The organism is Dactylosporangium sp. CA-139114, assembly GCF_050955725.1.
Taxonomy (GTDB): domain Bacteria; phylum Actinomycetota; class Actinomycetes; order Mycobacteriales; family Micromonosporaceae; genus Dactylosporangium.
On the sequence record NZ_CP192080.1, the window covers coordinates 4,655,819 to 4,677,541 of the forward strand.

Consider the following 21,723-nt stretch of genomic DNA (forward strand, 5'->3'; position numbering starts at 1 on the left):
GATCAGTCCTTGACGGCGCCCGCGGTGACGCCGGTGGCGACGAACCGCTGGGCGGCGACGAGCAGGACGGCGGCCGGAATCGACGCGACGACGGCGGTGGCCATGATCGCGTTCCAGTCCTGGTTGTTGTTGCCGATGTACTGGTAGATGCCGAGGGTGATCGGGCGCATGGTGCCGCCGCCGTCGAGGGTGCTGGCGAAGACGAAGTCCGACCACGCCCACAGGAACGCGAACAGCGCGACGGTGACGACGGCGTTGCGGCTGACCGGCAGCACGATCGCGGTGAAGGTCCGCAGCGGCCCGGCGCCGTCGGTCTTGGCGGCCTGCAGCAGCTCGTCGGGGATGCCGGCCATGAACGTGGTGAACACCAGCACGGCGAACGGCACGGCGATGGTGGAGTCGGCCAGGATCAGGCCGGGCCAGGAGTTCAGCACGCCGAGGCTGAGGTAGATGGCGTACAACCCCATCGCCATGATGATCCCGGGGATCATCTGGGCGATCAGGAACGCGACGCTGAGCGTCCGGCCGCCGCGCGGGCGCAGCTTGGCCAGGGAGTACCCGGCCGGAGCGGCGAGGGCCACGGTGAGCGCGACGGTGCCTACGCCGACGAGCAGGCTGGTGCCGAGGTACGGCAACTGCTGGCGCAGGACCGCCTGGTATCCGTCGAAGGTCGCGTCCAGCGGCAGCCAGTTCGGGGGCGACTTGCGCATGTCCTGGTCGCGGGTCAGCGAGACGTTCACCATCCAGTACACCGGGAAGAGCATCAGCGCGGTGAGCACGATCCCGACCGCGGTCCGCCAACGGCTCATCCGAGCCGCCGCTGGACGCGGACGTAGAGCAGGCCGAACGCCAGCGCCATGACGATGAGCAGGTTGCCGACCGCGGCGCCCGGCCCGAACTGCGGCAGCAGGTTGCCGAAGCCGAGCCGGTAGGACCAGGTGGCGAAGGTCGTGGAGGCGTCGTTCGGACCGCCCCGGGTCATGATCCAGATGATGTCGAAGACCTTCAGGGTGTAGACCAGGCCGAGCAGCAGGGTGATGGCCGAGACCGGCCGCAGCAGCGGGAACGTGAGGCGCCAGAACTGCTGCCAGCCGTCGGCGCCGTCCAACGCCGCCGCCTCGTACAGCTGGCGCGGGATGGCCTGCAAGCCGCTGTAGAGCATGACGACGTTGAACGGGATGCCGATCCAGACGTTGGCGGCGGTCACCGAGACCAGCGCCCAGTCCGGCGAGGTGAGCCAGTTGACCGGGCCGATCCCGGCCAGGCCGAGCACGGCGTTGACGATGCCGGAATCGCTGTTGAGCATCCACGACCACGTCGAGGCGGACACGATCAGCGGCAGCAGCCACGGCACGAGGAACAGCGCCCGCAGCGTCGCCGACAGCCGGAAGTGCCGGGCGAAGAACACCGCCAGGGCCAGGCCGATCGCGAACTGCGCGGCCAGCGACACGGCCGTGAACACCACCGTGTGCAGCAGCGCCGGCCCGAACGTGGGGTCGTCGAGCACGGTGCGGTAGTTGTCCAGGCCGCTGAACGGGGCGTCGCCCTGCACGAACGATCGGACCGTGTAGTGGCGCAGGCTCAGGTCGGCGTTGCGGTACAGCGGATAGGCGTAGAAGGCCACCAGGTACAGCGTGACGGGCGCGACGAACGCCCACGCCGCCCACTGCCCGGGACGGGTGTGCGGGCGGCGCGGCCGGGCGGTGGTGAGGACCGCCGCCCGGTCACGATCCCGCAGGGACAGGCTGCTCATGTCGGCTTACTTCGTGGCCGCGGCCGCGGTCGTCTGGGCGGCGGCCAGCGCGTCGGCCGGCGACTTCGCGCCGCTCAGCGCCGCCTGGACGGCCTTCCACAGCGGCTCTGAGATCTTCGGGTACTTCGTGCCGAGGTCGTCGCTCGTACGCCCCTTGGCCGCCTTGACCGCGTCGACCCACACCTTCAGGTCCGGGTTCGCCGCGACCTGTGTGTCCTGCACCGACGTCGTCGGCGCGATGTACGACAGCGCGGTCACGGTGGCGTAGGAGTTGTCGGTGTTGGTCAGGCACTGCACGAGCTTCCTCGTCGTGGCGTACCGCGCGGCGTCCTTCTGCACCGGCACGCTCACGAACTCACCTCCGGTCGGGGCCGGTGCGGTGCCGCCGGCCTTCGCCGGTACGGGGATGATGCCGTAGTCGAACCCGGCCTTCTTGGCGTTGCCCAGCTGCCAGGTGCCGTTCTCGGCGAACGCGTAGTCGCCGGTCGCGAACTCCTGCCAGCTCGTCGTCTGGGTGTTGTTGATGACCGAGTTCGGCGCGTAGGCGTTCTTCAGCCAGTCCGTCCACAGCTGCAGCGCCGAGACGCCCTGCGGCGAGTCGAGCTTGCGCAGGTCGGCGCCGGAGCCCCAGTACCACGGCAGGAACTGGAAGCTGCCCTCCTCGGTGCCGATGGCCGAGAACGTGATGCCCTTCTTGCCGGCCGCCTTCACCTTGGCAAGTGCCGCGGTCAGCGACGCCCAGTCGGTGACCCCGGCGATGTCGACGCCGGCGGCCTGCAGGACCTTCTTGTTGTAGTACAGGGCCAGGGTGTTCGCCCCGATCGGGATGCCGTAGGTCTTGCCGCCGGCCTGACCGGCGGCGATCAGGTTCGGGGCGATGGCGGCGGTGTCGAGCTTGTTGTCGTCGGTCGTGGTCAGCACGCCCGCCTCGGCCAGCGTGCTCACGACCGGGTTGTCGACGACCAGCACATCCGGCGAGTTGCCCTGCTGAGCGGCCAGCAGCGCCTTGTTCGTCAGGTCGGAGGTGTCGTAGCCGGTGCGCTTGACGGTCACGCCGGCGTCGGTGCCGCACTTGCCGAGCAGCTGCACCCAGGCGGAGCTGTCGTCGTACTGCGGGTACGGGTCCCAGATCGTGTAGGTGCCACCGGCCGCGGATCCGGACCCGGCGTCGGCACCGGAGGTGGAGCAGGCGGTCAACCCGCCAAGCAGTGCAAGCGCTAACAGCGAAGCGCGCAGCGAGGTACGCACGAGAAGCCCCTTAGGCAGTCGGGGAGAACGGGGTGTGTTGGGCCCAGCGAATCGGTTCGCGAATCGATTCCCACGGAAGATACGCACGACGGTGCAGCGGGGTCAAGGCCTCGTTGACAGGGTGATCGCGACCGACCTACGCTCACCGGGAATCGGTTCGCGGGAGGGTCATGAACATCGGCGAGATCGCCAAACGCGCCGGCGTCGCCCGCAGCACGGTGTCCTACGTCATCAGCGGCAAGCGCACCGTGTCCGACGAGATCCGCCGACGCGTGCTCGCCGTCATCGAGGAGCTCGACTACCGCCCCAACGCCGCGGCCCGCGCGCTGAAGGAGGGCCGCACCCGCACCCTCGGGCTGGTCATCCCACCGGCGAGCCAGCGCCTGACCGACATGCAGCTCGGCTTCGTCGCCAGCGTCGTGGAGGCCGCCGCGCGCGCCGACCTCGACGTGCTGCTCTCGCCGTCCGGCGGGGACCACGACCGCTCGTTCGAGCGCGTCATCACCGGCCGGCGCGTCGACGGCGTCATCCTGATGGAGATCCGCCTCGAGGACGACCGCGTCGCCCGGCTGCGCCAGGCCGGCCTGCCGTTCGTCACGATCGGCCACACCGCCGACGCCGACGACGGCTGGTGGATCGACGTCGACTTCGCCACGCTCATCGCGCGCTGCGTGCGCCACCTGGCCGACCTCGGCCACCGGCACCTGGCCTTCGTCAACCGTTCGGCCGAAATGGTCGCCGCCGGCTATGGGCCCGGCCACCGCGCCCTGGCCGGGTTCGCCGCCGCCGTCGCCGAACTCGGCCTGGCCGGCGTGGACCTGTGCTGCCCCGACGACGCAGCCGGCGCTGAGGCGTGCGTGCGGCAGCTACTCGACACCCACGCCGAGCTCACCGGCATCGTCACCATCAACGAGGCGGCACTGCCCGGCATTCAGCGCGCCCTCGAACACACCGGCCGCGTCGTGCCACGCGACTTCTCTGTCACCGGCGTCGCCGGCCGGCACTGGGCCGAGGACTTCCGCCCCCCGCTCACCGCCGCCGACGTGCCCGCCTTGGAGATGGGCGATCAGGCGGTCCGGTTGTTGCTCGAACGCATCGCCGCTCCCGAAACACCACCACGCAACACGCTGCACACCCCGCCGATCTCGTTGCGCGCCAGCACCGGCCCCGCACCGGCGAACCGGCGCCGCTGACCGGGATCCGCGGGGCCGGGCCGCGCGACCCGACAGCGACCCGGATGGCGGCCTTCACCGTCCGCGGACGCATGGTGCGCGACGCATGGCCGTCCGGGGCCAGCTGACCAGGTAGGTGCCGGTGAGCCGAACCGGTTCGAGGCTCCCGGGCTTGACCGGAGATGCAACCGACGGTGATCGGACCCCGCCCTATTTACACGCTCAACTGGCGTTCCACGGTGTTGGGACGATCGCCGGTTGACATCGGCGGAAAGCGATGCATACCGTGCTCGCAACCCCGCCGCGAATCGATTCGAGAACCCGGGATGCTCCACACGGGTACGGGCCCGTTGCCGGCCGGGCGGGCGCGGGCTCCGTCCGGTGCATGGGGGCCGCCGCCCCACCCGCCGCCGTACCGCCTGGCAAGCCGGTCCCGCCGCACCAACGGAAACTTTCACCGATCAGGACTCCTCACCGGAGGCAGCAATGCAGCACCGAAGTCGAAGCGGCCGGTTCGCCGTCCGAGCCGCGATCGCCACAGCAATGGCCGTCACCGCCGCGGTCCCACTGATGCTGGCCACTCAGAGCGAGGCGGCCGCCAGCACGGCCCTGACCGTCGACCTGGCCTCGAGCCGAGGGTCCGCCACCCAGGTTGGCGAAGGCCTCCTCTACGGGATCAACCAGGACGGCACGCTGCCCGCGGACCAGTTCCTGCAGCCGCTGCGGATCAACGCCTTCCGCGGCGGTGGATGGTTCTCCGGCGGCTGGATCAAGGACAACTACCAGTTCGGTTCCGCGACCCAGGCGGACATCACCTCGATCACCGCCCAGGCCCGGCGCCTGAACCAGGCGGGCAACCACCCGCAGTACCAGGTCCTGCTCAGCGACCTCTACGGGCTCAATGGGGGTCAGCCTTCGAACACCGTGTATCCGTGCGACAACGGCAACTGCTCCAACTGGGCGACGTTCATCGACTCCACCGTCACCGCGCTGCAGGCCACCGGCCTGTCATTCGCCTACGACATCGACAACGAACCGGACATCTCAGTCTTCTGGAAGGCCGGCGTCAACAGCACCCAGTACTTCCAGATGTGGGACACCGCCTACCGCGAGATTCGCCGCGTCGCTCCGAGCGCCCAGATCGTCGGTCCGTCGTTCGCCTACACACCTCAGGCCCGGCCCGCGCAGTGGAGCACCTTCCTGTCCCACGTCCGCTCGGCCGGAACCGTGCCGGACTGGATCTCCAACCACGACGAGGGCGACGTCGACGACCCGGTCACGGTGTCCCAGGCGCTCAACAGCCAGCTCTCCGCGGCCGGGATCCCGGCCAGGCCGTTGTCCGCGAACGAGTACCAGCCGGCGGACCGGCAGACGGCCGGCGTCACCGCCTGGTACCTGGCCCGATTCGCCCAGTCCGGCTACACCACCGCCATGCGCGGCAACTGGGTGTGCTGCATGACGCCCAACCTCACCGGCATTCTCACCCAGACCAACGGAGCCTGGGCCCCCAACGGCAACTGGTGGGCCATGCGAACCTACGCCGACATGACCGGCACGCTGGTCAACACCTCCGGTCAGGTGGGGAGCACCGCGATCTCCGCCGCCATCGACAGCACCAACCGCCGGGCCGTCGCCGTCATCGGTGACAGCAACGGCTACACCGGGAGCGCGACCGTGACCTTCACCGGCGTCTCCGCCAACTCCTGGCTGGCCGCCGACGGCAAGGTGAACGTCGTGGTCGACCGCATCCCGGACCAGGCGCCGCTCAACGCACCGCAGGTGGTGCTCAGCCAGACGATGACCGTCTCCGGCGGCGCCGTGACGGTTCCGATCACCTTCCAGGCATCGCATGACGCCTTCGCCGTCTACGTAACGCCTGCTTCGCCCAGCGGTCAGCAGGGCCAGCAGCTGGTGGGTGCCCAGTCCGGCCGGTGCGCGGACGTGCCGAACGCGAGCACCACCAACGGCACGCAGGTCCAGCTGTGGGACTGCCTGGGCGGCGCCAACCAGCGCTTCACCTACACCGCGGGCAAGCAGCTGCAGGTGTACGGCAACAAGTGCCTCGACGTGTCCGGCCGGGGCACCGCCAACGGCACCCCGGTCATCATCTGGGACTGCAACGGCCAGACCAACCAGCAGTGGAACGTCAACGCCGATGGCACCCTGACCAGCGTGCAGGCCGGGCTGTGCCTCGACGCCAGCGCCTTCGGCACCGCCAACGGCACCAAAATCCAAGTCTGGCAGTGCCTCAACGGCGTCAACCAGAAGTGGAGCCTCCGAACCTGAACCCTTCCCAGGGGCGGGCTGCCGCGCCCCCGGGCACCGCGTCGGCCGACGGCCGGGTCGCTTCCCGCAGGTGCAGGGTGGCGACCCGGCGCCACCGCCGTGTTCGCGATCGGCGCGGTTGCCGACGTGGTGCAGGACGGTGATGGCCTCGGCCCGCACGAGACGCCGACCGCCGGCGCGTATCTCCCTCCCCGCACAGGTGGCGGCTCGCCGGCGACCGAGGGTCAATGGAATCTGATGCACGGTCACTGAGGGGGGCGACATGACTGACGGTACGGCGTCGAAGCGCGTGACCCTGGCGGTCACCGGAGCGGGCGGCACGGGCGCGGCCAAGCGGCTCCTGGTGGCGCTGCAGGACGACGGCCGGGTGGAGCAGGTGCACCTGGTCGTCTCGCCCGCGGGGCGGAAGCTGGTGGCCTTCGAGTTCGGAGCAGCCGAGGACCCGCAGTCGGTGGCCCGGGCGCTCGGCGCCAGCTCGCCCAAGATTCAGGTGCACGACCCGGAAGACCTGACGGCCCCGATCGTGAGCGGAAGCTACCGCAACGACGCGATGGTGGTGCTGCCCTGCGCGGCGGGCGTGCTGGGACGCGTCGCGCAGGGTCAGGCCGAGGACCTGATCGAACGGGCCGCGGACGTCCAGCTCAAGCAGCGGCGCACGCTGCTGCTCTGCCTGCGCGAAGCACCACTCAACTTGATCCACTTGCGCAACATGGTGGCGGTCACGGAAGCCGGCGCGATCGTCTACCCGATGATCCCGACCTACTACAACGTGCCCGAGACCCTCGCCGAACTGCAGGAAGAGCTGGTCGAGCGGCTGCTGGAGATGCTGGGACTGCCCCGCACGGACCGCTACGCGTGGGACGGCAGCGGGACGCCGGCGCGGCGCGAGCACGCGGCGGCGCGCTGATCCCGCAGTACCGCACACGGGAGACCCATCGTGCGACTCGTTGTTGCCATGACCGGCGCCACCGGCGCGATCATCGGTATCCGCCTGCTGGGCGCACTGCACGAGATGAAGGTCGAGACCCACCTGGTGATCAGCCGTTGGGCCCGGGCCACCATCAAGGAGGAGACGTCGTTCACGGCGGCCCAGGTGGCCGCGCTCGCGTCGGCCAGCTACGCACCTGACGACCAGGGCGCCGCCATCTCCAGCGGCTCGTTCAAGACCGACGGCATGGTGGTCGTGCCGTGCAGCGCGAAGGCCGCCGCGGGCATCCGCGCCGGCTACGGCGAGGGTCTGATCGTGCGGGCGGCCGACGTGACGATCAAGGAACGCCGCCGACTGGTCCTGGTGGTACGCGAGACCCCGCTCTCGCCGATCCACCTGGAGAACATGCTCGCGCTGGCCCGGATCGGGGCGACGATCCTGCCCCCGGTGCCCGCGTTCTACAACCATCCCACGACCCTCGACGACATCGTCGAACACATCGTGGTCCGCGTCGTCGACCAGTTCGGTCTGGACCTGCCGACCGCTCGCCGGTGGACCGGCATGGCTCGGTCACCCGCCGGCGACTAGCACCCGCCGGCGACCAGCACCCGCCGGCGATTGAGGAACAGCGATCATGGCTTACGAAGACCTGCGGGAATTCCTCGCGACCCTGGACGAGAACGGTCAGCTTCTCCGCTTCTGCGACCCGCTGTCCCCGGAGCCCCATCTGGGGGCCGCGGCCCGGGCCGTCTCCAACCTCACCGACCGCGGCCCGGCGCTGCTGTTCGACAACCTCGACGGGTACGAGCGCGGCCGGGTCGTCCTCAACGTGGTCGGCTCGTGGCCCAACCACGCCCTGATGCTGGGCCTGGACTCCGAGACCCCGGTCAAGGAGCAGTTCTTCGAGTTCGCCCGGCGCTGGGACGCCTTCCCGGTCGAGGTCGAGCGCCGCGAGGACGCCCCATGGCGGGAACACACGATCGAAGGCGACGACATCGACCTGTTCCACCTGCTGCCGCTGTTCCGGCTCAACCGCTACGACGCCGGCACCTACATCGACAAGGCGCCGGTGGTCAGCCGTGACCCCGATGACTGGGACAACTTCGACGCGCAGAACGTCGGCATCTACCGCATCCAGGTCAAGGGCAAGGCCCGGCTCGGGATCCAGCCTCTGCCGACGCACGACATCGGCCTGCACCTGCGCAAGGCCGAGGAGCGCGGCGAGAACCTGCCGGTGGCGATCGCGGTCGGCAACGAGCCGGTGATCACCACGGTGGCCGGGATGCCGCTGATGTACGACCAGTCGGAGTACGAGATGGCCGGCGCGATCCGGGGCGCCCCGTACCGGATCGCCAAGGCCCCGCTGACGGGCATGGACGTCCCGTGGGGCGCCGAGGCGGTCCTCGAGGGCGAGATCATCGCGGGCAGCCGCGAAGTGGAGGGCCCGTTCGGCGAGTTCACGGGCTACTACTCCGGCGGTCGCCGCCAGCCCGTCATCGCCATCCATCGCGTCTCACACCGGACCGATCCGATCTTCGAGCACCTGTACCTGGGACGGCCGTGGACGGAGATGGACTACACGCTGGCGCTCAACACCAGCGTGCCGCTGTACCAGCAGCTCAAGAACGACTTCCCGGAGGTCGTCGCGGTCAACGCGATGTACACCCAGGGCCTGCTCGGCATCGTCTCGCTGCGGCCCCGCTACGGCGGCTTCGCCAAGGCGGTCGGGATGAGGGCGATGACCACCCCGCACGGCCTCGGCTACTGCAAGGTGATCATCGTCGTGGACGAGACCGTCGACCCGTTCAACCTCGCCCAGGTGATGTGGGCACTGTCGGTGAAGGTCCACCCCGCCCACGACGTCGTCTCCATCCCGGATCTGTCGATCCTGCCACTGGACCCCAGCTCCGAACCGGCGGGCATCACCCACAAACTCGTCATCGACGCGACCACGCCCATCGCGCCCGAGCAGCGTGGCCACTTCTCGCAGGAGGTCGACGTGCCCGCCGGGACCGAAGCCTGGGAGCAGCGCATCAAGGAGCTACTGAGGTGAGTACGCCAACGATTCCGGACACCTGTCCCCGCTGCGACACCCACGAGGTCAGCCTGCTGACCGAATCTCCCGTACCGGGCCACTGGTCCATGTACCTGTGCGGGGTCTGCTTCTACAGTTGGCGCTCCACGGAGCCCGGGTACGCCACCGATCCGGCGACATACCCGGCCGCCTTCAAGATCGACCCCGCCGACATCCCGAAGATGCCCGTGGTGCCGTCGATCCCCGCCCGCCGGGCCTGACCCGGCACCTTCAGAATCCGGACGTCTCGAGAGACGTCCGGACGCTCAACGCCGCGGTCCACGGAGCGGGTCCTGCACGTCAGTCAACCGCGGCCGGCGGTCGTGCTCGCCTCTGCGGGGCTGATCCCTCGGGCCGCGGGTGTGGTCACCAGAACCCGGGCCGCCAGCCGGAGTTTCCTGATCATCGGATTCGGGTCCCCGTTGCGGCTGACCAGGACGACCTGGCTGGGGGGAGCGCCTTCGATCGGGACGGTGACGAGGTCGGGACGCAGCGAGCTGCGCCGGTCGCCGACTGGTAGCACGGCAATCGCCCTCCCGCTCGCGACGAGTTCGAGCTTGTCCTCGTAGCTTCCGGCCGGCGGCACGTCGGTGCCGAGGATTCGGTAGGACGTCCAGTCCGCGGTCTCGAACGCGCAGTGCGCCGCCTCTTCGCCGGCCAGTTCTTCCGCGGTCACCGACGCGCGATCGGCCAGGCGATGACCGCGCGGGACCACGAGCACCCGGGACTCCTCGTACAGCGGGGTGGTGACGACGTCGTCGGCGACGAGCGGCAGCGGGGCCCGCGCGATCAGGGCGTCGACGCGCTGGTCGGACAGTGCCCCGACGTCGCGGCAGTGCAGATGCCGGGTGTTGATCTCGGCGTCGGGGTAACGGCGGCGCAGTTCCCGCACGGCGGCAGTGATCACCAGGTCTTCGACGTAGCCGATCGCGATTCGTTCGGTCTGGGCTTGTGCGCGCACGGCCAGTTCGGCCTGACGGGCGGCCTGCAGCAGGGAGCGGGCCCGGGGAAGGAACGTCTGGCCGGCCGGAGTGAGCCGGGCGCCCCGAGGGGTGCGGTCCAGCAGTCGTGTGCCGAGATATTTCTCGAGCCGTTGGATCTGACGGCTCAGCGCCGGCTGGGCCACGTGCAAGTCGGCGGCCGCCCGGCCGAAGTGCTGGTGCGCCGCCACCACGGTGAAGTAGCGCACCAGCCGCAGTTCCAGGTCCTGTCCGGGGTCGTTCACCCTTGCAGGCTACGCGTCATGCCGTTTCGGAATGAGCAGGTTGCCGAACCGGTCTTGGACGGCCGTGCCGTCCCGGGCTTTGACTGCAGGAGCAACGTCTCCCCGAGAAAGTGACAGGCGCGATGAAGGCGATCCAGTTCCACGAAGTGGGCGGCCCGGAAGTGCTGCAGTACGACGAGGTGCCGTTTCCCGAGATCGGCCCAGGCGAGGTGCTCGTCCAGGTGCACGCGGCGGGCATCAACCCGCCGGACTGGTACCTGCGTGAGGGGATGAAGGTCATGCCGGCCGAGATGAGGCCCGCGCTGAAGTTGCCCCTCGTCCCCGGAACGGACATGTCCGGCGTGGTCCGGGCGGTCGCTGCGGACGTGCTGGGCTTCGCCGTCGGTGACGAGGTCTTCGGCATGCTGCGGTTCCCCGGATTCGACGGACGGACATACGCGCAGTACGTGGCCGCACCGGCCTCCGACCTGGCCCACAAGCCCGCCGGTCTCGACCACGTGCAGGCGGCCGGGGCGCCGATGGCCGTGCTCACGGCCTGGCAGTACCTGGTCGACCTCGGCCACGACGTGCCGTCTCCCTTCACCGGCCAGGTGCACCAGCCGACGCCGATCACGCCGGGGATGACCGTGCTGGTCAACGGGGCCGCCGGCGGGGTGGGCCACTTCGCGGTGCAGCTGGCGAAATGGAAGGGGGCGGACGTCATCGCGGTAGCCTCGGGCCGGCATGAGCGGTTCCTGCGCAAGCTCGGCGCCGACGAGTTCATCGACTACACCACGACGCGGGCCGCGGACGTGGTCAGCGGCGTCGACCTGGTCATCGACACCGTCGGCGGCCCGGACAGCTCCCGCTTCCTGACCGTGCTCAGGCGCGGAGGCACCATGCTCCCGGTGTTCTTCGCCCAGTACGACCCGGAGGAGACGGCACGTCTGGGCATCACCGTCTCGAACATCCAGGTGCGCTCCAACGGCCCCCAACTCGCACAGATCGGGCGCCTGTTCGACGAGGGAAAGCTCCAGGTCGCAGTGGACAGCACCTACCCGCTGCACGAAGCGGTCAGCGCACACACGCGAGCCGCCCAGGGCCACATCCAAGGCAAGATCGTGCTAACGGTGGTCTCCTGATGCGGGCGAACGCGTCATGCTCTCCTCGGAGCCGTCACACGACAGTTCCGTCAGGCGTCGGGTCAGTGACTGCTGTCGAGATGCCGACGACGGTGAGCAGCTGCAGTTTGCCGGCCGCTTCGCTGCCCGGCTCGGCGGTGTAGGCGACGATGCGCAGATCACCGGCGCCGGGCACGGTGAGCACGTCGCAGTCGAGGGCGATCGCACCGACGGACGGGTGCACGACGATCTTGCGTCCCGACGGGTGGTGGCTGAGCACGCCGGCGTCCCACAGCTCGGCAAACCGCGCGCTACGGGCCCTCAGCGCGGCGATCAAGTCGCGCAACTGGTGGTCTGCCGGATGCTCGGCGGCGGCCACCCGCAGGTCACTGACCAGTGCGGTCTCGAACTGGTTGAGCTCGTCCGGCTGATGCCGCGACCGGCTCACGCCAAGCACGAAATGCCGCCACGGCAGGTTCCGGTGCCGTCCGTGCCCCGGTGGCCCGACCAGCGCCAGCCAGAGCGGGTTGCCGAGCAGCATGGTCCAGGACGCGTCCCACACGCTCACCGGCACGTCGCGGAGACGGTCGATCAGGCGATGCACGCCGGGGGTGATGTGTCGCGAGACGACCCCCGGGCCAGGCGGCAGCAGCCCGGCCAGACGGAAAACATGGTCGCGTTCGGTGGTGTTCAGCCGTAGTGCACGGGCAAGGGCCTCGACGACCTGGGGCGAGGGCGCGGTCGCCCGGCCCTGCTCCAGCTGCACGAGATAGTCGACGGAGACCCCGGCCAGCAGGGCCAGCTCGCTGCGGCGCAGCCCAGGCGTGCGGCGGCGGGGCCCGACCGGCAGGCCGACCTCGTCCGGGGTGAGCCGCTCACGCCAGGTACGTACGGCGCTTGCGAAATCGGCTGCCATGCTCCCAGTGTGCCGCCACCAGGACCACCGACGCTGGTACCAGCAGTACCTCTCATCGCCGCCGCATGTCGCACATGCTGGGGGCATGACCACGACCTTGATCACCGGGGCGAACAAGGGCCTCGGCTACGAGACGGCCCGGCAGCTCATCGCAGCCGGACACCAGGTGTGGATCGGCGCCCGCGACCCCGAGCGCGGCCGTACGGCCGCCGACGGGCTCGGCGGCCGGTTCCTGCCGCTCGACATCACCGACGACGATTCGGTCGCGGCTGCGGCGGCCACCGTCGGTGAACTCGACGTGCTGGTCAACAACGCCGGCATATCGGGCGGCCTCGCAGCGCCGATCGACGTCACCGCCGATCTGATGCGTACGGTCTACGAACCGAACGTCTTCGGCGTCGTCCGCGTGACCCGCGCCTTCCTGCCGCTGCTGCAGCAGTCGGCGCATCCGGTGATCGTGAACGTGACCAGCGGCCTCGGATCGATGACCCTGGCCACCGACCCCACCTCGATCGCCAGCCGCTACCAGATGCTCGCCTACAGCTCAGCCAAAGCGGCCCTGAACATGCTGACCGTCCAATACGCCAAGGCATTCCCCGCGATACGGATCAACTGCGTCGACCCCGGCTTCACCGCCACGGACTTCAACGGCCACCGCGGTGTCCAGACCGTCGAGGAAGGCGCGGAGATCATCGTCCGCATGGCCCAGCTGACGTCCGACGGTCCGACCGGGACCTGGCTGGACCGCGCCGGAGCCGTCCCGTGGTGAGAGCATTGTGCGCGCCCGGGAGACCCTCGACGACGTGCGCGACGCCGACCTGGCACACCTGCTGCGGCGCGGCGGCTACCTGCTCGGCCACATCGCCGGCGTGGTCCGGCAGTTCCGCGGCGCCGGCGGGCCCGAGCCGCTCGCCGAGCCTCTGCGGGCGTGGCGGCAGCGGCACGCCGCCCGGGCCCGGGCGATGTTCACCGCCGCCGGGCGGCTCGACGAGTGCCTGCGGGCCCTGGAGGGCGCGGCGTCACCGTAGCCGGCTCTGGAGCCAGTGCTCGAACTCGGTTGCGACGATGCGCTCGTCGTGCACGCCGGCGGCCTCGTCGGAGGCGAGCCAGACGATGGGCGGCCCCATGATTGCCGGGTCGAGCACCGTCAGGCCCTCGGGGACGGAGCCGGGCGGCAGCATGCCCGTGGCGGTCGCCCCGCCCGGCAGCAGCACGTTGACGGTGACGCCCGTTCCGCGCAGGTCGGCGGCCATGACGCGGGACAGCGCCTCGCTGCCGGCGCGCGACGGCCCGTAGGGTGCGAACCCGGCCCGGCGCATGGTGGACTCGTTCAGCGAGATGTTGACGATGCGCCCGCCGCCGGCGGCGAGCATGCGCGGCGTCACCTCGCGCGCGACCAGGAAGTACCCGGTCAGGTTCGTCTCGACCACCGCGCGAAAGCTCTCGGGCGGCACCTCCCAGAATCCCTGCGGGTCGGTCATGAACCGCGGGTTGACCGTGCGCATCCCGATGCCGGCGTTGTTCACCAGCATGTCGACGCCGCCCAGCCGCGACCACGCCTCGTCGACAGCGGCGGCCACCGACGCCTCGTCCCGCACGTCCAGCTCGATACCGATCGCTCCTGGCAGGCCGGCCGCGACCGAGCGGGCGCGCTCGCCGGACCGGCCGGTCAGCGCGACCGCCGAGCCTGCCTCGGCGAGCGCGGCGGCCATGGCGTGGCCGAGCCCGCTCGTCCCGCCGGTCACCAGCACCTTCATCCCAACACCCCCGTGCCGACACCAGGCCGATGCGGCGAGCGTACGCCGGTGCGGCAGGATGCGGGCATAGGCGCCGCGGGGGAGCTGCCGGCCGGCGACCGCTGGGCGGCGCGGGCCGGCGACCTGTTGACCGGCTGGGTCGACCGGCCGCCGCGGCGGCTGCGGGTGCTGCTGCGAGCGCGAGCCGGTGCCCGGACCCGGCGCAGGCCGCGGAGGCGATGTAGAGCCGCTACTGAGGTCACGCTCGCGTCTGTCATGAATCGGGCACTGCACCGTTTCGTACCGACCGGGAGCGGACGGCTTGAGACGCTGAGCGGACCGTTCAACGCCCGATCCGATCGAGGTGCAGCATGCGAAAGTTCCTGACGGCCGTCCTGTCCGTGCTCGCCACCGTGACGCTGCTGACCGCCGGTTCGTCGCCGGCCGCCGCTGACGACGCCGGCGCGGCCCAGTGGCACTACTTCGGGCAGAACACGGAGACCATCGGCTGCACCACGCCGTACCGGACCGGCGTCCTCGGCCAGTACGGCGCGTGGGGCTACTTCATCGACGGCTGCACGGCCCGCGGCTACTGCCCGACCTGGACGCGCAGCTGCCGGATGACCGGCGAGGGGTGGATCGGCACGTACAACAGCCTGGGCCACCAGGTGACGCTCAACTCGCGTCTGACGCGGCGCGCCGCGAACGGGGCCGTGCTCGGCTGGCAGGACATGAGCTGCATCTCCGTCAACTACTGCACGCCCACACCGATCGTCGTCTACATCGCGCCCGGGCAGTCGGTGTCGGAGCAGTGCAACGGCGTGCGGGCCAACGCGGTGAACACGGCGTCGGTCCGCTGCCACGTCTACCTGGAGGAGCTCTACTGAGCGGTACCGGCCGCGGCTCCAGGTCACCCGCCCGGCGGGCAGGAGCGTGACCAGCTCGTCGCCGTGGGGGTCGGCCCGATCGTCGCCGGCCCGGCCGAGCTTCGCGCGCACACCGGCCGACCAGGCGGGTGGTGGTCGGTGGCACGAACTCGGCGACGCGGATCGCGGTGGAGCTCGCGCAGCGCGCGGCGGTGCCCGGCCGGCCTGAGTACGCCGGGTCAGGTCGGGGCGGGCCTCGTGGCGCGGGCGATGATGCCGATCGCGGCGAGGGCGCAGGCGCCGCCGACGGTCAAGAGCGTGCCCTGGTAGCCGGCGACGGCGGTGAGGCCGGCGGCGGCGAGCGGTGCGGTGGCCTTGGCCAGGGTGACCGGGGTGTTGAGGGTGCCGGCGATGGTGGCGTAGCCGGTGGTGCCGTACCGGTCGGCGAGCAGTGCCGGCGCGGCCAGGGAGGACACGCCGAACCCGGCGCCGAAGGCGACGACGCCGGCGATCGCGCCGCCCCGGGTGCCCGATACGAGCGGCAGGGCGGCGGCGGCGAGGGCCTGGAGGGTGAACACGGCGGCGACGACCCGGGTCAGCGGCCAGCGGCGGCGGGCGCCGGTCAGCGCCAGCCGGCCGGTCACGGACAGCACGCCGAGCAGCCCGGCCACGGTGGCGGCGAACGTGGCCGGGTGACCGCGGCTGACCAGGAACCCGACCAGGTGGACCGTCATGACGCTCATCGCGGCGCCGTGCGCGACGAACGCGACGGCCAGGCACCAGAACCGGGCGTCCCGGCGGGCCCGGCGCACCGCGGCGGCCCGTTCGGCCGCGGTCGTCGGTGGTGCGCTGCCGTGGCGGGTGGCCGGCGCACGCACGACGGTGGCGTGCAGCGGCACGGCGAGCGCCGCGTACACCGCGGCCAGGATGAGCAGCGTGGTCCGCCAGCCGTAGCGGTGCTCGAGCAGGCCGGTGAGGGGCATGAAGATGGTGGAGGCGAACCCGGCGACGACGATCATCGCCAGGATGGCCTTCGGCCGCTGTTCGGTGTCGAACCAGGAGACGATCACCGCGGTTGCCGCGTCGTAGAGGGCCATGGCCATGGCGACGCCGAGCGCGGCGAACACGGCGTAGAGCTGCCAGACCGTCTCGACCCGGGACCAGGCCACGAGCAGCAGCGCCCCGGCGAGGGAGCTTGCGGTCATCAGGCCGCGGCCGCCGTGGCGGTCCAGCCATCGCCCGACGGGGATGGCGGCGGCGGCCCAGGCGAGGACCGCGGTGGTGAGTGCGCCGGTGACCGCGGCCGGGCTGGTGTGCAGGTCCGCGGCCACCGGGTGGAGCAGGACGGCGAAGGGGTAGTAGAGGCAGCCGTACCCGGCGGTCTGGGTGACGGCGAACGCGGCGACGATCCGCCAGCCGTGGAAGGCCGACCGGCGGCCGCGACCTGTCCTGGCCGTGGCCGCCGGCGTGGTGGTGTGCATGCCGGGCGTGGTCAGCCGCAGCAGGCGTCGCCGGGCTGCTGTTCGCCGCCCGAGCCGCCGACCGGCAGCAGGGTCAGCGGCGCCGCGAGGAGGCCGCCGCTGACCCCGGTGGCCAGGCCCCGGCCGACCGGTGCGGCGACCGGCGCCGGCCCGCAGCAGCCGCCGCCGGTGATCGTGTCGGCGTCGAGGGGGACGTCGCTGCTGCACACGCCGGTCTCGGGCAGGTCCAGCCGGACGTCGCGGGCGGCGGCCCAGTCCCCGGCGAGGGCCGCGACGACGGAGCGGGCCTGCTCGTAGCCGGTGGCGAGCAGGAACGTCGGCGCCCGCCCGTAGGACTTCACGCCGACCGCGTAGTAGCCCGGCTCCGGGTGGGCGAGCTCGTCGACGCCGTGCGGCGGGACGGTGCCGCAGGAGTGCTCGTTCGGGTCGATCAGTGGCGCGAGGGCGCGGGTGGCGCCGAGGATGGGGTCGAGGTCCAGGCGCAGCTCGGCGGCGATGGTGTGGTCGGGCCGGAACCCGGTCGCGGCGACGATCCGCTCGGCGGTGATCTCGCGGGTGCCGTCGGAGGCGGTGACCTGGCCGTCCGCGGTCGCGGTCAGCGACTGGACGGCGAAGCCGGTGACGAGCTCGACGGTGCCGGCCTGGACGTGCTCGCGCAGCCGGGTGCCGATCGCGCCGCGGGCCGGGAGCGCGTCGGCGGTCTCGCCGCCGTAGGTCCGGGCGGCTCCGGCCGAGCGGATCGCCCACACCACCGAGGTGCCGGGCACCTCGACGGCGAGCTCCGCGAGAAACAGCAGGGTGTTCGCCGCCGAATGGCCGGCCCCGACGACCAGGGTGCGCCGCCCGGCGAACCGGTCCCGGTCCGTGCCGAGCACGTCGGGCAGGGCCGCCTCGACGAACCCGGCGACCGCGTCCTCGCCGTGCGCGGGGATGCCGGAGGCGCCGAGGACGTTCGGCGTCGTCCACGTGCCGGACGCGTCGATCACGGCCCGGGCCAGGACGTCCTCGCCGCCGTCGAGGCGGACCAGGAACGGGGCGGTGTCGCGGCCGGCGGTGCGCAGCCGGTCCACGCCGAGCCGGGTGATCGCCCGGACCCGGGCGCCGTAGCGCACGTGCGGCTTCAGCGCCGGCACCTCCGCGAGGGGCTGCAGGTAGTCGGCGGCGAGCTGGGCCCCGGTCGGCAGGACCTGCGGGTCGCGCTCGACCCAGCCGGCGTCGGCCAGGAGGCGGCGGGCGGCGGCGTCGATGTTGTACCGCCACGGCGAGAACAGCCGCACATGGCCCCACTGGAGGACGGCGGCGGCGGGCCGTTCGCCGGCCTCGAGGACGGTGAACGCGATCCCGCGCTCGGCGAGGTGCGCGGCGGCGGCCAGGCCGACCGGGCCGGCACCGATGACGACGACGGGCAGGCCGTCGAGCTGGCTGGTCATATCGGAGCTCCCATCTTGTCTTGAAGAATGTCGAATCAGAAGCGCGGACGGAGCCCACGTCGCGGATGGGGTGGTGCTAGTGGATGTGCGGGCTGCGGCGTTCGATGAAGACGACGTCGCGCCACCGGTTGCCCTGGCTGGCGTGGCGGCCGATGCGTTGCCGGACGCCGAGGGTGCGGAACCCGGCGGCGTGGTGCAGGGCGAGGCTCGCGGTGTTCTCGGGGAACACGCCTGACTGGATGGTCCAGATCCCGGCGGCCTCGGTCGAGGCGATGAGCGCCTCGAGCAAAGCCCGCCCGACCCCACGGCCCTGTGCGGCGGGGGCGACGTAGACGGAGTGCTCGACGACGCCGGCGTAGACCGGCCGCGCGGAGACGCGGGAGACGGCGACCCAGCCGAGCACCGTGCCGGCGTCGTCGACGGCGACCAGGCGGTGCGCGGGCAGCTTCCCGGCGTCGAACGTGGCCCAGTCCGGGGCGGTGTCTTCGAAGCTGGCGTTGCCGCTGTCCATCCCGGCCTGGTAGACGGCCAGCACGGCGTCGGCGTCCGCTGCGGTCATCGGCCGCACGAGCACGGCCGCGCGGGTCGGTGTCGTGGTCATCCGCACCCTCCGGTCGGTGCCGGGGCCGGGCGGCCCATGACGACGTCGGCGGCGGACGGGAAGCAGGCGATGCATGCCTCGTTGATCCGGTAGTGCCGCGCGGTCCCGACCGGTTCGACGAGGACGAACCGGACCTCGGTGAGGATCTTCAGGTGCTGCGACACCGTCGACTGCGCCAGCCCCACCGCGGCGACGAGCTCGCCGACGCTCATCGGCCGGCCCTGCCGCGCCAGGTACTCCACGATCTGCACCCGCGACGGGTCGGCGAGCGCGCGGAACCACGACGCGTACGTCTCCGCCGTCGCCCGATCCAGGAGTTCCGACACCATCCACCAACTTCATCGTGTATCGCCGATCTACGATGAAACGCTAGCCGGGTCGGCGGCCAGGAGCAACCCGGTCGCCGCGACAGGCCGCGCGACCGCGGTCAGCGTGCCGGTCTCGACGCGGTCCGGGGTGTTCATCCGCAGCAGCCCTGGCTGCTGGCGACGGCGTCGGCCTTCGCCGCGCTGCCGCAACAGCCGCTCGTGCCGGCGACGCTCAGCGCGGAGGCTGGGTCGCCCGTGAACCCGCCGGTCGCGGTGGCCGGCGTGGTGGTGCTCGCGCTCATGGTCGTGGTGTCCTTCCAGATCGTGAAGGTGTGCGTGTCGGTGCGGTGGATGCGGAACGTGACGTGCTTGCTCATCCCGGCCACCGAGGTTGTCTCGACGTCCGTCTAAACAACGGTTGCATGCTGTTTCGAGATCTGTCAACCTAGAGGCATGTCAAAACAAGCGGCGGTGGTCACGCTCGCGGATCTGCATGCGGCCGAGCCGTGCTGCCCGCCGATCGCCCAGCACCGCATCCCGGCCGAGACCGCCGCCGTGCTCGCGCCGGCGTTCAAGGCGCTCGGTGACCCGGTGCGGCTGCAGCTCATGTCGATGATCGCGTCAGCCCCGGACGGGGAGATCTGCGTGTGCGACCTGACTCCGGCGTTCGAGCTGTCGGGGCCGACGATCTCCCACCACCTCAAGACCCTGCGCGAGGCGGGCCTTGTGGACTCGGACCGGCGCGGAACGTGGGTGTACTACCGGGCCCGCGCGGGTGTGCTGCGCCAGCTCGCCGGCCTGCTCACGGTCGACGGCTCCGTCCGCGGGTAGCCGTGCCCGCCCGGCAGATCGCCGACCACCGGTTGCGGGCCTGCAGACGGCCTGGTCGCGGTGCGGTCGAAGGGGCGGATGCGTCCTCGGCCGCTTGCGCGCCACACACGCGATCGTCGCGGAGACCACGCAGGTGAGCCCAGCCGCGACGTGCGCCGCCAGCGTTCCGACGAACACCCGTCCGGCATCCGGGATCTCCAGCCCGAGCACCCGCATCGCAATCCCGCTTAGAGGTAAGACGGCTACATGTAGCCAAGTTACTCCTCTTACTGACCCGGAAATAGTTCAGCAATTCTTGAGTCGATGAACGCCGAGCTTTCGTTGCGGGCGCGGGCCCGGGTGCACGCCGCGCTCGGCGACGCCTCCCCGGGCGAGGCCGGGCAGTTCCGGCCAACGTGCGCGGCCGATCACCCGAAAGCGAAGGCCGTCCCCGGTGCCGTCCGGGGCGGCCTGCTCCGGTTTGGTGCCGGGGCGGCCGGGTAGGCCGGGCGAGCGGCGAGCGGCCCGTGACCCCGACACACGCGGGAGTGTGATGCGCCATGCCGACCTTCACCCTGTCCGACCTGCACGCGTGGCTGGAGCAGGCGCGCCGGCGCGGTCCGGCGTCCTACGACGACGAGCGGCGGTGCTGCACCGTACTCGGCCACCCCGAGATCGTCGCGGTGCTCGCCGACACCGCGACATACTCCTCCGACCTCGGCGACCTGCTCCCCCAGCAGGAGGACCTGGACCTGTTCCAGCGCGGCAACTTCGTGCGGATGGACCCACCCCGGCACGACACCCTGCGCCGCCTGGTCGGCCAGGCGTTCACCCCGAGGACGGTGGCCGGCCTGGAGCCCCGCATCGCCGAGGTGACGACCGGGCTGCTGGACCGGCGGGCCGGCGAGCGGCGCATCGACCTCATCGAGGACCTCGCCTATCCGCTGCCGGTGACCGTGATCGCCGAGCTGCTCGGCATCCCCGCGGCGGACCAACCGCTGTTTCGCACCTGGGCCGACCGTCTGTTCGAGCGCTCCGACGCCGGCCCCGACGACTCGCTGGCCGCGCTGACCGGCAAGGACGCGGTGGAGGCGATCGCACCGGCGCTGCGGGAGATGAACGCCTACCTGCTGGCGCACATCCGGGCCCGCCGGGCCGGCCCGGGCGAGGATCTGATCAGCCGGCTCGTGCTCGCCGAGGCCGACGGCACCCGCCTGTCGGACGAGGAGATCGTCGGGTTCGCCGGGCTCCTGCTGCTCGCCGGGCACATCACCACGACGGCGACCCTGGGCAACACGGTGCTGTGCCTCGACGCGCACCCGGACGCCGCCGCCGAGGTGCGGGCCGACCGGTCGCTGCTGACGGGGGCGATCGAGGAGGTCGTGCGGCTGTACACGCCCTTCCCGCGGCTGGCCCGGCGGACGACCACCGACGCCACGGTGGGTGAGACCGCCGTCCCGGCCGGCGCGGTGGTCGTCACCTGGCTCGCGGCCGCCAACCGCGACGAGCGGGTCTTTGCCGACCCGGCTCGGTTCGACCCGCGCCGGGCGCCCAACCCCCACCTCGGCTTCGGCCACGGGCTGCACTTCTGCCTCGGCGCCCCGCTGGCCCGGCTGGAGGCGCGGGTCGCCATGGAGATCCTGCTGGACCGGTACGGCGACATCGCCGTCGACGCCACCGAGCCCGCCGAGTTCCGCAACCCGTGGGTGATGGTCAGCCCGACCAGGCTGCCGGTCGCCCTGACGGCCCGGCGGACCGCCGCCGTGTGACCCGGCCGGCCCGGGCACCG

23 protein-coding genes and 1 pseudogene are annotated in these 21,723 nt (G+C 71.5%); 13 read left to right on the forward strand and 11 right to left on the reverse strand.

Annotated elements, in window-relative coordinates:
* Window positions 1–2: 2 nt before the first annotated feature.
* The 3 genes from ACQP2P_RS21095 to ACQP2P_RS21105 are packed head-to-tail and all read right to left on the reverse strand — an operon-like array spanning window position 3 to window position 2,950.
* Window positions 3–809 (reverse strand): carbohydrate ABC transporter permease, encoded by an 807-nt coding sequence (locus ACQP2P_RS21095; protein WP_433618423.1) that lies wholly within the window; start codon window positions 807–809, stop codon window positions 3–5.
* Complete coding sequence (locus ACQP2P_RS21100; RefSeq protein WP_433618425.1) at window positions 806–1,753, reverse strand: carbohydrate ABC transporter permease; 948 nt, start codon at window positions 1,751–1,753, stop codon at window positions 806–808. The genes ACQP2P_RS21095 and ACQP2P_RS21100 overlap by 4 nt, the downstream gene beginning before the upstream one ends.
* A 6-nt stretch (window positions 1,754–1,759) precedes the next feature.
* Window positions 1,760–2,950, reverse strand: a complete 1,191-nt coding sequence (locus ACQP2P_RS21105; protein ID WP_433618427.1) for a sugar ABC transporter substrate-binding protein — start codon at window positions 2,948–2,950, stop codon at window positions 1,760–1,762.
* 221 nt (window positions 2,951–3,171) lie between these two features.
* Between ACQP2P_RS21105 and ACQP2P_RS21110 the strand changes: the two genes are divergently transcribed.
* The 6 genes from ACQP2P_RS21110 to ACQP2P_RS21135 all read left to right on the forward strand — a co-directional run bounded on the left by ACQP2P_RS21110 (window position 3,172) and on the right by ACQP2P_RS21135 (window position 9,682).
* Window positions 3,172–4,194 (forward strand): LacI family DNA-binding transcriptional regulator, encoded by a 1,023-nt coding sequence (locus tag ACQP2P_RS21110; RefSeq protein WP_433618429.1) that lies wholly within the window; start codon window positions 3,172–3,174, stop codon window positions 4,192–4,194.
* Between the two features lie 549 nt (window positions 4,195–4,743).
* A complete protein-coding gene (locus tag ACQP2P_RS21115) occupies window positions 4,744–6,459 on the forward strand; it encodes an RICIN domain-containing protein (RefSeq protein ID WP_433618431.1) in 1,716 nt (571 codons plus the stop codon).
* Between the two features lie 262 nt (window positions 6,460–6,721).
* Window positions 6,722–7,366, forward strand: a complete 645-nt coding sequence (locus ACQP2P_RS21120) for a UbiX family flavin prenyltransferase (protein ID WP_433618433.1) — start codon at window positions 6,722–6,724, stop codon at window positions 7,364–7,366.
* A gap of 30 nt (window positions 7,367–7,396) precedes the next feature.
* The gene (locus tag ACQP2P_RS21125; RefSeq protein ID WP_433618435.1) at window positions 7,397–7,975 is read left to right on the forward strand and encodes a UbiX family flavin prenyltransferase; all 579 of its coding nucleotides are present in this window, start codon (window positions 7,397–7,399) and stop codon (window positions 7,973–7,975) included.
* A 46-nt stretch (window positions 7,976–8,021) separates the two neighbouring features.
* Complete coding sequence (locus ACQP2P_RS21130) at window positions 8,022–9,440, forward strand: non-oxidative hydroxyarylic acid decarboxylases subunit C (RefSeq protein ID WP_433618437.1); 1,419 nt, start codon at window positions 8,022–8,024, stop codon at window positions 9,438–9,440.
* Window positions 9,437–9,682 (forward strand): non-oxidative hydroxyarylic acid decarboxylases subunit D, encoded by a 246-nt coding sequence (locus tag ACQP2P_RS21135; protein ID WP_433618439.1) that lies wholly within the window; start codon window positions 9,437–9,439, stop codon window positions 9,680–9,682. Before ACQP2P_RS21130 ends, ACQP2P_RS21135 begins: the two co-directional genes overlap by 4 nt.
* Window positions 9,683–9,765: 83 nt before the next feature.
* On the opposite strand, the gene ACQP2P_RS21140 is transcribed toward ACQP2P_RS21135, so the two are convergent.
* Window positions 9,766–10,686: a LysR family transcriptional regulator gene (locus tag ACQP2P_RS21140; protein ID WP_433618441.1), complete on the reverse strand. Its 921-nt coding sequence runs from the start codon at window positions 10,684–10,686 to the stop codon at window positions 9,766–9,768.
* A 122-nt stretch (window positions 10,687–10,808) separates the two neighbouring features.
* Here ACQP2P_RS21140 and ACQP2P_RS21145 point away from each other — a divergent pair, with 122 nt between their 5' ends.
* Window positions 10,809–11,807 carry an NADP-dependent oxidoreductase gene (locus tag ACQP2P_RS21145; RefSeq protein WP_433618443.1) on the forward strand — a complete coding sequence of 333 codons (999 nt, stop codon included), beginning with the start codon at window positions 10,809–10,811 and terminating at the stop codon, window positions 11,805–11,807.
* Window positions 11,808–11,841: 34 nt separating this feature from the next.
* Here ACQP2P_RS21145 and ACQP2P_RS21150 read toward each other — a convergent pair whose 3' ends face one another.
* Complete coding sequence (locus tag ACQP2P_RS21150; RefSeq protein WP_433618444.1) at window positions 11,842–12,807, reverse strand: helix-turn-helix domain-containing protein; 966 nt, start codon at window positions 12,805–12,807, stop codon at window positions 11,842–11,844.
* Between ACQP2P_RS21150 and ACQP2P_RS21155 the strand changes: the two genes are divergently transcribed.
* Window positions 12,788–13,471 (forward strand): SDR family NAD(P)-dependent oxidoreductase, encoded by a 684-nt coding sequence (locus ACQP2P_RS21155; protein ID WP_433618446.1) that lies wholly within the window; start codon window positions 12,788–12,790, stop codon window positions 13,469–13,471. The genes ACQP2P_RS21150 and ACQP2P_RS21155 overlap by 20 nt on opposite strands.
* A 28-nt stretch (window positions 13,472–13,499) precedes the next feature.
* Window positions 13,500–13,730: pseudogene (locus ACQP2P_RS21160) on the forward strand (MerR family transcriptional regulator); the annotation flags it as partial.
* Here ACQP2P_RS21160 and ACQP2P_RS21165 read toward each other — a convergent pair.
* The gene (locus ACQP2P_RS21165) at window positions 13,722–14,459 is read right to left on the reverse strand and encodes an SDR family oxidoreductase (protein ID WP_433618447.1); all 738 of its coding nucleotides are present in this window, start codon (window positions 14,457–14,459) and stop codon (window positions 13,722–13,724) included. The pseudogene ACQP2P_RS21160 and the gene ACQP2P_RS21165 overlap by 9 nt on opposite strands.
* A gap of 350 nt (window positions 14,460–14,809) precedes the next feature.
* Between ACQP2P_RS21165 and ACQP2P_RS21170 the strand changes: the two genes are divergently transcribed.
* A complete protein-coding gene (locus ACQP2P_RS21170) occupies window positions 14,810–15,325 on the forward strand; it encodes a hypothetical protein (RefSeq protein ID WP_433618449.1) in 516 nt (171 codons plus the stop codon).
* 218 nt (window positions 15,326–15,543) lie between these two features.
* Here the strand turns inward: ACQP2P_RS21170 and ACQP2P_RS21175 are convergent, their stop codons facing one another.
* The 5 genes from ACQP2P_RS21175 to ACQP2P_RS21195 form a co-directional block, all read right to left on the reverse strand.
* Entirely contained in the window at window positions 15,544–16,785 is a 1,242-nt protein-coding gene (locus ACQP2P_RS21175) for an MFS transporter (RefSeq protein ID WP_433618450.1), read from the reverse strand.
* Window positions 16,786–16,796: 11 nt separating this feature from the next.
* On the reverse strand, window positions 16,797–18,215 hold the full coding sequence (locus ACQP2P_RS21180; protein ID WP_433618452.1) for an FAD-dependent oxidoreductase: 1,419 nt from the start codon (window positions 18,213–18,215) through the stop codon (window positions 16,797–16,799).
* Between the two features lie 76 nt (window positions 18,216–18,291).
* Window positions 18,292–18,816, reverse strand: a complete 525-nt coding sequence (locus ACQP2P_RS21185; RefSeq protein ID WP_433618454.1) for an N-acetyltransferase family protein — start codon at window positions 18,814–18,816, stop codon at window positions 18,292–18,294.
* Window positions 18,813–19,145, reverse strand: a complete 333-nt coding sequence (locus tag ACQP2P_RS21190) for an ArsR/SmtB family transcription factor (protein WP_433618456.1) — start codon at window positions 19,143–19,145, stop codon at window positions 18,813–18,815. The genes ACQP2P_RS21185 and ACQP2P_RS21190 overlap by 4 nt, the downstream gene beginning before the upstream one ends.
* Before the next feature lie 131 nt (window positions 19,146–19,276).
* On the reverse strand, window positions 19,277–19,501 hold the full coding sequence (locus ACQP2P_RS21195) for a hypothetical protein (RefSeq protein ID WP_433618458.1): 225 nt from the start codon (window positions 19,499–19,501) through the stop codon (window positions 19,277–19,279).
* Between the two features lie 76 nt (window positions 19,502–19,577).
* Here ACQP2P_RS21195 and ACQP2P_RS21200 point away from each other — a divergent pair, with 76 nt between their 5' ends.
* The 3 genes from ACQP2P_RS21200 to ACQP2P_RS21210 all read left to right on the forward strand — a co-directional run bounded on the left by ACQP2P_RS21200 (window position 19,578) and on the right by ACQP2P_RS21210 (window position 21,703).
* Window positions 19,578–19,955 (forward strand): ArsR/SmtB family transcription factor, encoded by a 378-nt coding sequence (locus tag ACQP2P_RS21200; protein ID WP_433618460.1) that lies wholly within the window; start codon window positions 19,578–19,580, stop codon window positions 19,953–19,955.
* A gap of 303 nt (window positions 19,956–20,258) precedes the next feature.
* Complete coding sequence (locus tag ACQP2P_RS21205) at window positions 20,259–20,438, forward strand: hypothetical protein (protein WP_433618462.1); 180 nt, start codon at window positions 20,259–20,261, stop codon at window positions 20,436–20,438.
* 56 nt (window positions 20,439–20,494) lie between these two features.
* A complete protein-coding gene (locus tag ACQP2P_RS21210) occupies window positions 20,495–21,703 on the forward strand; it encodes a cytochrome P450 (protein WP_433618463.1) in 1,209 nt (402 codons plus the stop codon).
* Window positions 21,704–21,723 lie beyond the last annotated feature (20 nt).

Coding starts and splice junctions, on each gene's coding strand:
- ACQP2P_RS21095 (WP_433618423.1), bottom strand. CDS start 809: ATGAGCCGTTGGCGGACCGCGGTCGGGATCGTGCTCACCGCGCTGATG.
- ACQP2P_RS21100 (WP_433618425.1), bottom strand. CDS start 1,753: ATGAGCAGCCTGTCCCTGCGGGATCGTGACCGGGCGGCGGTCCTCACC.
- ACQP2P_RS21110 (WP_433618429.1), top strand. CDS start 3,172: ATGAACATCGGCGAGATCGCCAAACGCGCCGGCGTCGCCCGCAGCACG.
- ACQP2P_RS21115 (WP_433618431.1), top strand. CDS start 4,744: ATGCTGGCCACTCAGAGCGAGGCGGCCGCCAGCACGGCCCTGACCGTC.
- ACQP2P_RS21120 (WP_433618433.1), top strand. CDS start 6,722: ATGACTGACGGTACGGCGTCGAAGCGCGTGACCCTGGCGGTCACCGGA.
- ACQP2P_RS21130 (WP_433618437.1), top strand. CDS start 8,022: ATGGCTTACGAAGACCTGCGGGAATTCCTCGCGACCCTGGACGAGAAC.
- ACQP2P_RS21145 (WP_433618443.1), top strand. CDS start 10,809: ATGAAGGCGATCCAGTTCCACGAAGTGGGCGGCCCGGAAGTGCTGCAG.
- ACQP2P_RS21155 (WP_433618446.1), top strand. CDS start 12,788: ATGACCACGACCTTGATCACCGGGGCGAACAAGGGCCTCGGCTACGAG.
- ACQP2P_RS21165 (WP_433618447.1), bottom strand. CDS start 14,459: ATGAAGGTGCTGGTGACCGGCGGGACGAGCGGGCTCGGCCACGCCATG.
- ACQP2P_RS21170 (WP_433618449.1), top strand. CDS start 14,810: ATGCGAAAGTTCCTGACGGCCGTCCTGTCCGTGCTCGCCACCGTGACG.
- ACQP2P_RS21175 (WP_433618450.1), bottom strand. CDS start 16,785: ATGCACACCACCACGCCGGCGGCCACGGCCAGGACAGGTCGCGGCCGC.
- ACQP2P_RS21180 (WP_433618452.1), bottom strand. CDS start 18,215: ATGACCAGCCAGCTCGACGGCCTGCCCGTCGTCGTCATCGGTGCCGGC.
- ACQP2P_RS21185 (WP_433618454.1), bottom strand. CDS start 18,816: ATGACCACGACACCGACCCGCGCGGCCGTGCTCGTGCGGCCGATGACC.
- ACQP2P_RS21190 (WP_433618456.1), bottom strand. CDS start 19,145: ATGGTGTCGGAACTCCTGGATCGGGCGACGGCGGAGACGTACGCGTCG.
- ACQP2P_RS21195 (WP_433618458.1), bottom strand. CDS start 19,501: ATGAGCAAGCACGTCACGTTCCGCATCCACCGCACCGACACGCACACC.
- ACQP2P_RS21200 (WP_433618460.1), top strand. CDS start 19,578: ATGTCAAAACAAGCGGCGGTGGTCACGCTCGCGGATCTGCATGCGGCC.
- ACQP2P_RS21205 (WP_433618462.1), top strand. CDS start 20,259: ATGAACGCCGAGCTTTCGTTGCGGGCGCGGGCCCGGGTGCACGCCGCG.
- ACQP2P_RS21210 (WP_433618463.1), top strand. CDS start 20,495: ATGCCGACCTTCACCCTGTCCGACCTGCACGCGTGGCTGGAGCAGGCG.